Genomic DNA, 12457 nt, shown 5'->3' on the forward strand with positions numbered 1-12457 from the left:
GCTCAGCGCTCGTCTGAGGGGTAGGATGCCCGCAGAAGGGTGGCGGGTGCTTCGGTGGCGGGGGCATCGACCAGCGCTGCCTGCACCACGCGCGCGCCTGGCCCGGGCGCTTCGGGGGTTATTGCCAGCCGCATCTGCGGGGCGGACGGCAGGGCATTGCCCTCGGGCCCGGGCCCGGGCTCGGGCCCGGGCTCGAGCTCTGGGGCGATCATCGACACCAGCTGCACCGGCGAGCGCATGAACTGGCCGGCCTGGGGCGCGGACATCTTGAGCACATCATCGTTCCAGCGCTCGATAAGCGGCATGCGGGCGCGGGTGCGCAGCTCCACCTGCAGATCGCGGATGGCGCGGCCATCGGCGACGAGCTTGCGCTGCATCGATTCGATCTCGGCGCGCTGGGCGACACCGTGCGCGGTGGCGCCGTAGCAGCCGATGCCGACGATCGTGGTGAGCGCCACCATCAGCGCAGTGCCGGCATAGTCTTTCATGCGACCCTCCCAGAGACGTTTTTGGCGGCGATAGTTGCAGCTTCGGCGCGGGTGCTGTTCCAGGCGGGGGCTGCGGTGCGCACGGCAGCGCGCAGCGTGGCGGAGCGGGCGCGCGGATTGGCGGCGAGCTCGGCAGCGCCCGGCCGAACGGCCTTGGCGGGGCGGGCGAAGCTCGGCGCGCGGGCATCGGCGGCGATGGGGGCATGGCGCGAGCCGGCGGGAGCGGCACCCGAGCGATCGCGGAGGAAGTTCTTCACCCGCCGGTCCTCGGCCGAATGGAAGCTGACCACCGCGAGGCGGCCGCCGGGGCGGAGCAGCCGCTCGGCGGCGGCAAGCCCGGCATCGAGCTGGCCGAGCTCGTCGTTCACATGGATGCGCAGCGCCTGGAAGGTGCGGGTGGCGGCGTCTCGCCCCGGAACAGCTTTTCCGCCGATGACCGAACGGCAGAGGCGGGCGAGCTCGCTGGTGCGGCTGAACGGGCGATCGTTGACGATCGCGCGCGCCAGCCGGCGGGCGGCGGGCTCGTCGCCGAGCGCCCAGAGCACGTCGGCGATCTCGGCTTCGGTGGCGGTGTTGACGAAATCCGCGGCCGAGGGGCCGGCCTGGCTCATCCGCATGTCGAGCGGGCCATCGGCCTGGAAGGAGAAGCCGCGTGCCGCCTCGTCGATCTGCATCGACGACACGCCGATATCGAAGGCGATGGCATCGACGGAATCGACGCCGTGCGCCGCGAGCCCGGCCTCCATCTCGGCGAAGGGCCGCTCGATCAGGGTGACATCGGCGAGGGCGGCGAGATCGGCGGCCATGGCGATGGCGGAAGGATCGCGGTCGAAGCCATAGGCATGGGCGAGGCCGGGCCCGGAATCAGGGAATGCGTTGCGCGCGGCGCGCAGATAGCCGCCGGCGCCGAGCGTGGCATCGACATAGACGTCGCCGGCCTGGAGCCCCAGCGCGGCAAGGGTTTCGGCGAGCAGGACGGGGATGTGGGGGAGCGCGCTCATGCCGCCGGCTCTTGCGCGGGATCGAGGCCGCGGGCGGCCATTTCGGCGCGGACCAGCCGGGCGACGCGCGGATCGAGCGTGTCGCGGACCAGATAGCGCCAGGGGTTCCAGAGCTCGAACCAGTCGAGCCCGCCGACGAACCAGACATGGCTGCCGATGTCTCCGAGCGACTTCAGGGCGGCGGAGAGGACGATGCGGCCGGCGTCGTCGATCTTGACCGAGGCAGCGGCGCCGAACAGCACGCCGGCCTCGTCGAAGCGGGCGCGCTCGGTGCTCGAGCCGTGGCGATCGCTGTATTCCTGCGCGGCCTTGCTGACATAGTGGCGATCATAGGCGACGAGGCAATCGGCGCCGCCATGGCCGGGGCCGATGAACAAGGCCTTGTCGGCGCCGCGCGCGGCCATGACTTCGCGGAAGTCGGCCGGAATCGACAGGCGGCTCTTCGCATCGACGGCGTTCAGCCCATAACCAAGAAACAACCCGTTCGACAATTGATCCCGCCCATTGCGTGCGGCGGGAGAAGGCGGGGTCCTGGGCGAAGCGCCCGATAGCCGAATTCAATGCCTAACCACACTGTGGATGGGGTTTAACATGGGATTAGGCGGGCCTCAATGGGAATTGGTGGGCAAGGCTGGAGAAATCAGGGGATATCCTTGGGAAAAGCGTCCGAAACAGTGTTAATGTGCAGTGCACAAAAACCCCGTACTGCCTGTGGATAAGTCTGTGAAACGATGGTCGGCCGGGGGATTGGCGCGGGCATCTGCGGGCGCGGCGCTGCCAAGGGGCGCGCCGGCAAGATCATCGAGCCGGGGCCGGCGCCGGGGGCGCTGATGGCGCAATGCCGAGGGTTTCCAACGGGTCGGCCGCCTGGGGGGGTGATGTGAGGGGACCGCCGATCGTGGGCAGAACCACCGACGCCAGGAGCACCATGAGGAAAACGGCGGCCAGCCCGGTGATGCCGAGGCGTGTGCGCGGGCTGGCGGCGCGGGAGGGGCGCAGACGCATGCTCATGGGTTCGAGATAGGCGCGATGGCCGTGCCTGTCGAGGTGCGGGCCGGTCGCAGCCGAATCGGTGCCTGGTCAGCCAAGGCCCTTTCCGGCCAGCCATTCGGGGTTCCAGATGGTCGAAAGATAGCGCAGCCCCGAATCGCACAGGATGGTGACGATGGTGTGACCGGGGCCCATCGCCTGCGCCAGCCGGACCGCGCCGGCCACGTTGATGCCCGAGGACAGGCCGAGGCACAGGCCTTCCTCGGCGTTGAGGCGACGGACCCAGGCGAGGCCTTCGGCATCGGGGATGCGGTACTGGGCATCGACGGCGAGCCCTTCGAGGTTGGCGGTGATGCGGCTCTGGCCGATGCCTTCGGAGACGCTCGAGCCTTCGCCGCGCAGCTCGCCACAGGCGAACCAGTTGTAGAGGGCCGCCCCTTCGGGATCGGTGAGGGCGATCTTCACGTCCGGGTTCTTCTCGCGCAGGCCCAGCGCCACGCCGGAGAGGGTGCCGCCGGTGCCGACCGCGCAGGTGAAGCCATCGACGCGTCCTTCGGTCTGCGCCCAGATCTCGGGGGCGGTGGTGCGGACATGGGCGCGGCGGTTGGCGATATTGTCGAACTGGTTGGCCCAGATCGCCCCCGGGGTTTCCTCGGCGATACGGCGCGAGGTGTGCACATAATGGCCGGGGTTGGCATAGGGGGCGGCCGCCACCAGGACGAGCTCGGCACCCAGCGCGCGCAGCGTGTCCTGCTTCTCGCGGCTCTGGGTCTCGGGCATGACGATGATGGTGCGGTAGCCGCGGGCGGCGGCGACCACGGTGAGGCCGATGCCGGTGTTGCCGGCGGTGCCCTCGACGATGGTACCGCCGGGGGAGAGCGCGCCGCTGGCCTCGGCATCCTCGATGATCGAGAGCGCCGCACGGTCCTTGACGCTGCCGCCGGGGTTGAGGAACTCCGCCTTGCCGAGGATGGTGCAGCCGGTTTCGGCGCTGGGTCCCTTGAGGGCGAGAAGCGGCGTGTTGCCGATGAGGCTGATGATGTCGGATGCGATGGCCATGGCCTCGGGCTTAGCGCGGCGCTATGGCTGCGCACAACCCATCGCTGCTTGGGGTTGCCCAAGCTGTGCTGTGGGCGGTTGTTGCGTCCGGGATTTGGTTGCGTCCGGGATTTGGTTGTGTCCGGGGTTTGTTGCGTCCGGGAGTTTGCAGGAGAATGCCGCATGTCCGACGAGCGCCCATTGCTGCAGCGGCAGCCATGAAGCGGTCGGCGCTGCCGCTGCTGGTGCTGCTTGCGGGCTGTGCGGGGGACCGGCCCGAGGGCAGCACGCTCGATGTGACGGTGGTAGGGCTGGATGCCGAGACGACGGCGGTCGGGGGGCAGGTGGCGGGGCCACTGGCGCGGCGAATGGCCGATGAGCTGACGGCGACGACGCTGATCGAGCGCGATGATGCCGGGCAACTGGTGGGAGGGCTGGCGTCTTCGTGGCGGTTCGTCGATTCCGGCCAGTCGCTGATCCTGCGGTTGCGGCCGATCAAGTGGAGCGATGACAAGCCGCTGGTCGCGGATGACGTGGTGGCGGGGTTTCGCAGGGCGGCAGCGCCGCCGGCGCCGCAGCGGGCGTTCCGACTGGCGGGGCTGGTGGGGGCCGAGGCGGTGGCGAGAGCGGCAGGTGGGAGTCGCAGCGCGCGGCAGCTCGGCGTGATGGCGCCGACCAGCCGTGTGGTGGAGTTTCGGCTCGATGCGCCGTCGCCGCTGCTGCTCGAGTGGCTGGCCGAGCCGGGAATGTCGGTGCGGCGGCCGGGGGCGCCGACGCTGGCGCGCTATGCGCGGCAGGCGCCGGTGGAGGGTGATGCGACGACCGTGCTGCAGCGCCGGGCGATGACGGCGAGCCCCGAAGCGCGGCCGGCCGAGGTGCGCATCCACAGTGTGGCGGCGACCGATGTGGAGACTGCGGTGGCGGCGTTTCGCGACGGGAAGACCGATATCGTGGTGGGCGAGGGGCTGGCTGGGCTGTTTGCGGCGCGGATCGGAAGCCGGCGCGAGGCGCTGCAAGTCGAGCCGCTGCACGGCGTCTATGGCTGGCGGATCAACAGCCGGTCGGGTCCGCTTGTCGATGTGGCGTTGCGCCGGGCGCTGAGTGCCAGCATCGACCGCGACGGGCTGGCGCGCAGCTTTGCGACGCCGGCGATTGCACCACAGGGCGGGATCTTGCCGGCGGCGCTCCGCGGCGGGGCTGCGGTGACGGCGCCGGCTCCGGTGGACGAGACTGCGCCGAATGGGGCTGCGCCGAATGGGGCTGCGAATGCGGCATCGGACACGGCGCCGGTGGCGGAGTCGCCCCTGGCGCCACCGATGACGCTGGCGCCGCCGGCGCCGGTGGTGTTGCGGCTGCTGGTGCGGCCGGGGCGCGAGCATGCGGCGGTGGCCGAGCGCGTGGCGGTCGACTGGCGGCCGCTTGGCATCGTGCTGCAGCTGCAGATCGTCGATGCCAACATGATGCGCGGGTTGATCGAGAAGGGCGATTACGACTTGGCGCTGGATGACAGGAGCCTGGCGGTGGCCGATGCGGCGGCGCTGCTCGACCGGTTTCGCTGCACGCGCACCGGCTATTGCAACGAGGCGGCGGATGCGGCGCTGGTGGCTGCACGAATGCTGGCGCCCGACCAGCGGGCGGCAGCGCTTGCGCAGGCCGAAGCGCTGTTGATGGCGGCGCCGCCGTTCATTCCGCTGTTCACCGCGGCACGCTGGGCGCTGGTGAGCCCTACGCTTTATGGCTGGGTGGCCAACCCCAGCGGGGTGCATCCGCTGGCGCGCATCGGCCGGGGGCGGCCCGAGCGCTGATCATCTTTCCCGGAACGCCTGCTGGCGGAGCCGGGTGAAGGGGGTGAGCAGCCAGCTGAGCACCGAGCGCGGCTGGCCGAGCAGGCTGACCTCGGCGACCATGCCGGGGGCGATGGGCAGGGGGGCGCCGCCGGCATCTTCAAGGGCAGCGCCCTTCAGGCGGATGCGGACATCGTAATGGCTTTCGCCGGTGCGGGGATCGGTGATCGCATCGGGGGAGATGGCTTCCACGGTGCCGTCGAGGCTGCCGAACACGGCGGAATCATAGGCGGTGAGCCGCACGGTGGCGCGCTGGCCGGCATGGGCGAAGGCGATGTCGGCGGGTTTCAACCGCGCGTCGATGACAAGGCGCTCCCCGGCCGGGAGCAGCTCGACAAGGGCCTGGCCCGGAGTGACGGCGCTGCCCGGCGTGTTGACGAGGACGCGATTGACGACGCTGTCCGCCGCTGCACGGATGGTGGTGCGATCGACGCGGCCAGCGAGCGAGGGCAGGCCGGCGGCGAGTCCGGCGCGCTCGGCAAGCGCTGCGGCGAGCGCCTGGCCGGCTTCGGCGCGCTGGTTCTGGGATACACCCGCGAGGCCGGCGCCGGCGCGGGTGACGCCGGCGCGCGCGCGGGCGATGGCGGCGGCGGCGGCATCGGCGCCGGCCTGGGCCTGGGCGAGCGCCGAGCGGGCGCGATCGAGGCTGATCCGGGGCTCGAGACCTTTCTCGACAAGGCTGGCCATCAGCGTGACTTCGCGGGCGGCCTGCGCCCTGGCTTCGGTGCGCGCCGCGGCATCGGCCTCGGCTTCGGCGAGGGTGCGGCGGGCTGCATCGACCGAGGCGGCCTCGCCGCCGCCCGCACTGGCGAAACTCGCCATGCGCGCGGCGTGGACCGCCTGTTCGGCGGCGACAAGGGCGGGGGCGGCGACGGTGAGGGCGGCGGGGAAGACCGGGGCCTGGCCGGTGGCTTCGGCGCGCAGCCGGGCGATGCGGGCATCGAGCGCGTTGCGGGCGCTGGCGTTGCGGCCGAGCTCGCCGCCGGCGAGCCCGGGGTCGAGGCGGAGCAGCACGGCACCGGCGCGGACGCGCTGGCCGGGCTTGACCAAGATGGCTTTGAGCGTGCCGCCTTCGGGGTGGCTGACGGTCTGCAGCTTGCCGGCGGGGACGACGGTGCCGGGGGCGGTGGCGCTTGCCTCGATGCGGCTGAGTGCGGCCCAGGCGAGCAGCGCGGCGAGGCTGCCGACGATGAGGCGGAAGCTGATGCGTGCGGCCGCACTGGGGGTGAGATCATCGGGCAGCCGGTCGAGACCGAGGGGCAGGGCTGGCGGGAGGACAGGCGGGCCGAAGGCGGTCAGGGGTGCGGGGAGGGTCATGGGGGCGCTTTCCGAAGGTTCAGGCGGCGGGGAGGCCGAGGCTGTGGAGCACGGCGTCGCGCGGGCCGGAGGCGACGAGGCGGCCGCCGTCCATCACGATGACGCGGGTGGCGAGGCGCAGCAGCGACTGGCGGTGGGTGACGATGAGCAGGGTCTGGCCCGAGAGCTGGTCTTCCAGCCGGTCGATGAGGGCGGCTTCGCTCACCTGGTCGAGGGCGCTGGTCGGCTCGTCGAGGAGCAGCATCGGGCGGGGGCGAGCGAGCGCGCGGGCCAGCGCGATCGACTGGCGCTGGCCGCCCGACAGGCCCTCGCCGCGATCGGCAAGCGGGGTATCGTAGCCGCCGGGGAGGGCGCCGATGAAGCCATCGGACCCTGCAAGGCGGCTGGCGGTGAGGACATCGGCATCGGTGACCAGCGGGTCTTCGAGGCGGATATTGTCGGCGATGGAGCCCGAGAACAGCACGACATCCTGCAGCACGGCACCGATATTGCCGCGAAGATCGTCGGGATGGAGGCTGCGGACATCGGCGCCATCGACAAGCACGGCACCCGATTGCGGGGTGTAGAGGCCGAGGATGAGCCGGGTGAGGGTGGACTTGCCCGAGCCGGTGCGCCCGAGCACGGCCACGCGCTCGCCGGGGGCGATGTCGAAGCTGACGTCATCGAGCGCCGGCATCCGGGCGCCCGGATAGGTGAAGCTGACATTTCGAAAACTGATCTGGCCGGCCATCACCGGGCGGCGCAGGCGGTGAAGCTGCCCATCGCCTTCGGCGCCTTGCGCAATGAGGGCATCGAGGGCGAGGAAGGCCTGGCGGCTCTGGCTGAGGCGGGTGGCGAGGGCCGCGACCTGTGCGAGCGGGGCGACGCAGCGGCCGGCGAGCATTGAGACGGCGATGAGCGCGCCGAGGCTGATGGCGCGATCCTGCACCAGCGCCACGCCGACGGCGAGGGTGAGGACATAGACAAGGCTTTGCGCGGTGGCGGCGAGGTTGACGGGGAGGGCGGCGACAAGGCGCTGGCGGAGCGACAGGGCGGCGTGATGATCGACTGCCAGTGCCCAGCGCCGTGCCAGCATCGGGGCGGCGTGGCTGGTCTTGACGGTTTCGAGGCCCGATGCGGTTTCCACCAGCACCGACTGCTTGGTGAGGTTCTGGCCGAGCCCGGCGGCGGCGATGCGATCGAGCAGTGGCTGGCTGGCCAGCGCCACGCCGCCGATGACGAGGCAGGTGACGAGGGGCACGATGGCGAGCGGGGGGGCGAGCCAGGCGATGATGGCGATATAGAGAAGCAGGAAGGGGAGATCGGCGAGGGCAGTGATGCTGGCCGAGGCGACGAACTCGCGCAGCGTCTCGAATTCGCGGAGCAGGCCTGACAGCTGGCCGGCGGAGCCCTTGCGGTCGGCCATGCGCAGATCGGTGAGGCTTGCGAAGAGGCGGCCGCCGACGGCGCGATCGACATGGCGGGCGGCGATGTCGGTGAAATAGCCGCGCACGGTGCGAAGCCCGAAATCGAAGGCGATGACCAGCATCATGCCGAGGGTGAGTGCGGTGAGCGATGCGCTGGCGCCGGCGGGGAGGATGCGGTTGAACACCGCCATCGAATAAAGGGTGGTGGCGAGGGCGAGGACATTGACGATGACCGCGGCGATGGCGACCTGGCCGAGCAGGCCCCGCGCCTGCCAGAGCGGGGTCCAGAACCAGTGCGGCGGGGTGACGGCGGGCAGCGGCGTGGCCTCGTCCATGGCCTTGGTTGCGGCTTCGAACAGGCGATGCTCGGGAAGGGCGGTCATCAGCGAGGATCCATGGTCTGGAGGCCGAGCACGGCGGCGAGCTCGCCGGTGCGGGCGGTGAGGGTGAAGCGGGCGAGATCGGTTTCGAGTTCGGCCTGCAGCAGCGCGGCGGCACTGGCGGCAAGGGCGTCTTCGGCGCGGATGAGCTCGAGGAGCTCGCCGCGGCTGAGCCGCACCTGCTCGGCCATGGTGTCGCGCGTCTGGCGGTCGGCGATATAGGCGGCGCGCAGGTTGGCGCGCAGCCGGTCGATGCCCTGCACATCGGCAAGGGCGGTGATGGTCTCGCGGATCGCTTCCTGCCGGGCGAGATCGGCGGCATGGCCGGCGGCGCGGGCGCGGGCCTGGGCTTCGCGGGTGCGCGCGGCTTCGAGACCGCCGGTGGAGAAGCCCTGGCGGAGGATGAGCTGGCCGCGCACCTCCTGGTTGGGGCCGGCATCGAAGACATTGTAGCGCGTGCCCGAGACCGAGGCGGCCAGCGTGGGCAGCCGATCGCGCGCGGTGGCGCGGGCATCGGCGCGGGCGGCCTCGGCTTCCGCTTCGGCGGCAACGACGGCGGGGCTCGACTGCGCCAGCGCCGCTGCGGCCTCCGGGCTGGTGGCGCGGCTGGCGGGGGGCTGCGGGCGCATGGGGAGGAGCGGGGCGGGCAGGCCGAAGGCGGCGGTGTAGCGGGCGGCTGCACCCTCGCGGCCGCGCTGCAGGCGGGTGGCTTCGGCTTCGGCCTGGGCGAGCCCGGCCTGGGCGCGGGGAATGTCGCCGCCGGCGCCGACGCCGGCGCGGACGCGCTCGCTGGTGGCATCGAGGATGGTTCGGTGGCGCTCGGCGCGCGCGGCGGCGATATCGGCGAGGCCGGCGAGGGCGAGCAGCTGGTAATGGGCGGAAATGGCTTCGAGTGCCGTGTCGAGCCCGGTGGCGCCGGCATCGGCGCGGGCGGCGCGCAGCCGGGCGCTGCCGCCGGCGATGCGGCCGATGGCGCCGGCATCGAACAATGGTGCTTCGACGATGAGCTGGGCATCGGCACGGCCACGCGGGATGCTGCTCTCGATGATGGTGCTGTTGCCGGAGAAATCCCGATCGAGGGCGCGGGCGCCGATGAACGCGGCCTCGATGCGCGGGAAGATGGCGCTGCGCAGCTGCTGGCGGCGCGCGGCGGCGGCATCCGTGCCGGCTTGCGCGATGCCGCTCTGCGGATGGCGGAGGACGGCCTCGGCGATGCGCGCGGCGAAATCGTCCGTGGCGGCAGCCTCCCGCACGGCGAGCGCCTGCAGGAAGGGGTCGGCCGCTGGATCGGTCGCCACCGTTTGCGACGGAGGCGGCAGCCGGAGCTGCTGGGCGCCGAGCGGGGCGCAGAGGGCAAGTGCCAGCAGGAAAAACGGCAGGCGCATCAGGGGCTCCGGTGCAGGGGTCGCGTTGGGTAACGGCGGTTGGGGCCGATGCTTCACCTCGGAATTGTGCAGCGACTTTTGCGGTGACCCTCTCGGAAAGACCGGCTCGGCAGCCTTGATGTGCGTGCTAGGATGGCGCCACCGAACCTTGGGAGGATGCCATGCGCGACTATCGGAAATTCTATATTGGTGGTGAGTGGGTCGAGCCGGCGGTGCCGAATGCGCTCGATGTGATCAACCCGGCGACCGAGGCGGTGGCGGGGCGGATCAGCCTGGGCAGCGAGGCCGATGTCGACCGCGCGGTGGCCGCGGCAGCAGCGGCGTTTCCGGGCTATGCGCGGACGAGCCGCGCCGAGCGGATCGAGCTGCTGGGGGCGATTGCCGCCGAATATCAGAAGCGGATGCCCGAGATTGCCTCGGCGATCACCGAGGAGATGGGGGCTCCCGGCTGGCTGGCGATGCAGGCGCAGGCGGCTTTGGGAATCGGCCATGTGATGACGGCGCTGGAAGTGCTGAAGACCTACAGCTTCGACGAGATGCAGGGGACGACGCTGATCGCCAAGGAGCCGATCGGGGTGTGTGCGTTCATCACGCCGTGGAACTGGCCGATCAACCAGATTGCCTGCAAGGTTGCGCCGGCGCTGGCGACCGGGTGCACGATGGTGCTCAAGCCGAGCGAGATCGCGCCGTTCTCGGCGATCCTGTGGGCCGAGGTGCTGCACGCGGCGGGTGTGCCGGCGGGCGTGTTCAACCTCGTCAATGGCGATGGGCCGACTGTGGGGGCAGCGCTGAGCCGGCACCCGCAGGTCGACATGGTGAGCTTCACCGGATCGACGCGGGCGGGCGTGGAAGTGGCGCGAGCGGCGGCACCGACCGTGAAGCGCGTGCACCAGGAACTGGGCGGCAAGAGCGCGAACATCATCCTGGAGGATGCCGATCTGGCGGCGGCGGTGACCGGGGGCATCAAGGCGGTGATGATGAACTCAGGCCAATCTTGCAACGCGCCGACGCGGATGCTGGTGCCGGCGGGCAGGATGGAAGAGGCCAAGGCGATTGCGAAATCGGTCGCCGAGGGCACGACCGTGGGATCGCCCGATGGCAATGCCGCGATGGGGCCGGTGGTGAGCCAGACGCAATATGACAAGATCCAGGGGCTGATCGAGAAGGGCATTGCCGAGGGTGCTACGCTGGTGGCGGGCGGCCCCGGCAAGCCCGAGGGGCTGGAGACGGGCTATTATGTGAAGCCGACGATCTTTGCCGATGTGACGAACGACATGACGATTGCCCGCGAGGAAATCTTCGGCCCGGTGCTGGCGATGCTGGCCTATGAGGGCGAGGACGCGGCGATCGCGATGGCCAACGACACCATCTATGGGTTGGCCGGCTATGTGCAGGGTTCGCCCGAGAAGGCCAAGGCGGTGGCGCGGCAGCTGCGGGCAGGCCAGGTGAACATCAATGGCGCGGGGCTCGACCTCGCGGCCCCGTTCGGGGGCTACAAGCAATCGGGCAATGGGCGCGAATGGGGACCGCATGCGTTTGCGGAGTTTCTGGAAACCAAGGCCATCATCGGCTGGGGTTTGGAGGCAGCGGAATGACTCTGCGGACACCGATTTGCGACCTGCTCGGCGTCGAGCATCCGATCCTGCTGGCGGGCATGGGGGGCGTTTCCTATGCCGAAGTGTGTGCTGCCGTGTCAGAGGCCGGGGGCTTCGGGTCGCTGGGAATGGCGGGGCTGAGCCCGAAGGAGATTGCGCGGCAGATGGCCCAGGTGCGCGAGTTGACCGACAAGCCGTTCGGAGTCGATCTGCTGACGGCGCAGCCGGAGTCGCTGAAGGCGTCGGTGGAGGTGATCATCGAGGGCGGCGCCAAGGCGTTCATCGCAGGGCTCGGGGTGCCGGTGGCGATTGTCGACCAATTAAAGGCGGCGGGGCTGGTGGTGATGTGCATGGCGGGCAACGTGCGCCATGCGGTGAAGGCGGTGGAGGCCGGGTGCGATGTGGTGATCGCGCAGGGGACCGAGGCCGGCGGGCACACCGGGTCGGTGGCGAGCGTGGCGCTGTGGCCGCAGGTGGTCGATGCAGTCGATGTGCCGGTGGTGGCGGCCGGCGGGCTTTTCGACGGGCGCGGCTTGGTGGCTGCGCTGGCAATGGGATGCACCGGGGTGTGGATGGGCACGCGCTTCATTGCCAGCACCGAGGCGCATGCAGGACAGCCGTACAAGGACGCGATCCTGGCGATGAACGAGGCGGATACGGTGATCAGCCGGGCGTTTACCGGCAAGACGCTGCGCTGCATTGCCAATGAGACGACGAAGGAATGGGAGGGCAAGCCCGCCCTGCCGTTTGCGGGCCAGGTGATGCGATCGATGCAGCACAATCTGCTGGGGCCGATCGGCGGCGTGGTCGAGGATGTGAATCCGGCGCTGCAGTGCATGGCGGCAGGGCAGGGCGGCGGGGCAATCCACGAGATCTTGCCGGCGGGCGAGATCGTTCGGCGGCTGCTGGCAGAAGCGCAGGCGACGATGGGAATGCTTTCCAAATTGTAAGCAAACGTAAACAGGTTAACAGCCGTAAACACTGCTTGATGAAATGTTGCCATTACGTTATCG

Annotated in this window: 11 protein-coding genes; 3 read left to right on the top strand and 8 right to left on the bottom strand. The window is 70.6% G+C overall.

The features are described 5' to 3' along the window. Window positions 1-2: 2 nt before the first annotated feature. The 5 genes from FHS79_RS08830 to FHS79_RS08850 form a co-directional block, all read right to left on the bottom strand. Window positions 3-488, bottom strand: coding sequence for a hypothetical protein (locus FHS79_RS08830; protein WP_184198494.1), 486 nt, complete (start codon window positions 486-488; stop codon window positions 3-5). Further along, the gene (gene rsmH, locus FHS79_RS08835; protein ID WP_184198497.1) at window positions 485-1489 is read right to left on the bottom strand and encodes a 16S rRNA (cytosine(1402)-N(4))-methyltransferase RsmH; all 1005 of its coding nucleotides are present in this window, start codon (window positions 1487-1489) and stop codon (window positions 485-487) included. The genes FHS79_RS08830 and rsmH overlap by 4 nt, the downstream gene beginning before the upstream one ends. Beyond that, the gene (locus tag FHS79_RS08840) at window positions 1486-1980 is read right to left on the bottom strand and encodes a division/cell wall cluster transcriptional repressor MraZ (RefSeq protein WP_184198500.1); all 495 of its coding nucleotides are present in this window, start codon (window positions 1978-1980) and stop codon (window positions 1486-1488) included. Before FHS79_RS08840 ends, rsmH begins: the two co-directional genes overlap by 4 nt. Before the next feature lie 307 nt (window positions 1981-2287). Continuing rightward, entirely contained in the window at window positions 2288-2500 is a 213-nt protein-coding gene (locus FHS79_RS08845) for a hypothetical protein (protein WP_243452775.1), read from the bottom strand. Between the two features lie 69 nt (window positions 2501-2569). Further along, the gene (locus FHS79_RS08850) at window positions 2570-3538 is read right to left on the bottom strand and encodes a cysteine synthase A (protein WP_184198503.1); all 969 of its coding nucleotides are present in this window, start codon (window positions 3536-3538) and stop codon (window positions 2570-2572) included. 197 nt (window positions 3539-3735) lie between these two features. Here FHS79_RS08850 and FHS79_RS08855 point away from each other — a divergent pair, with 197 nt between their 5' ends. Beyond that, a complete protein-coding gene (locus FHS79_RS08855) occupies window positions 3736-5322 on the top strand; it encodes an ABC transporter substrate-binding protein (protein WP_184198506.1) in 1587 nt (528 codons plus the stop codon). Here FHS79_RS08855 and FHS79_RS08860 read toward each other — a convergent pair whose 3' ends face one another. Genes FHS79_RS08860 through FHS79_RS08870 form a run of 3 tightly spaced genes read right to left on the bottom strand, consistent with a single transcriptional unit; the run spans window position 5323 to window position 9849 of the window. Further along, on the bottom strand, window positions 5323-6678 hold the full coding sequence (locus FHS79_RS08860) for an HlyD family type I secretion periplasmic adaptor subunit (protein WP_184198509.1): 1356 nt from the start codon (window positions 6676-6678) through the stop codon (window positions 5323-5325). It abuts the gene before it with no gap. A gap of 19 nt (window positions 6679-6697) precedes the next feature. After that, window positions 6698-8467, bottom strand: a complete 1770-nt coding sequence (locus FHS79_RS08865; protein ID WP_243452776.1) for an ATP-binding cassette domain-containing protein — start codon at window positions 8465-8467, stop codon at window positions 6698-6700. Beyond that, complete coding sequence (locus FHS79_RS08870; RefSeq protein ID WP_184198512.1) at window positions 8467-9849, bottom strand: TolC family protein; 1383 nt, start codon at window positions 9847-9849, stop codon at window positions 8467-8469. The genes FHS79_RS08865 and FHS79_RS08870 overlap by 1 nt, the downstream gene beginning before the upstream one ends. A gap of 161 nt (window positions 9850-10010) precedes the next feature. Between FHS79_RS08870 and FHS79_RS08875 the strand changes: the two genes are divergently transcribed. After that, a complete protein-coding gene (locus tag FHS79_RS08875) occupies window positions 10011-11444 on the top strand; it encodes an aldehyde dehydrogenase family protein (RefSeq protein ID WP_184198514.1) in 1434 nt (477 codons plus the stop codon). After that, window positions 11441-12394, top strand: coding sequence for an NAD(P)H-dependent flavin oxidoreductase (locus FHS79_RS08880; RefSeq protein ID WP_184198517.1), 954 nt, complete (start codon window positions 11441-11443; stop codon window positions 12392-12394). The genes FHS79_RS08875 and FHS79_RS08880 overlap by 4 nt, the downstream gene beginning before the upstream one ends. Window positions 12395-12457 lie beyond the last annotated feature (63 nt).

It is taken from the genome of Polymorphobacter multimanifer, from assembly GCF_014205635.1.
GTDB classification, from domain to species: Bacteria; Pseudomonadota; Alphaproteobacteria; order Sphingomonadales; family Sphingomonadaceae; genus Sandarakinorhabdus; species Sandarakinorhabdus multimanifer.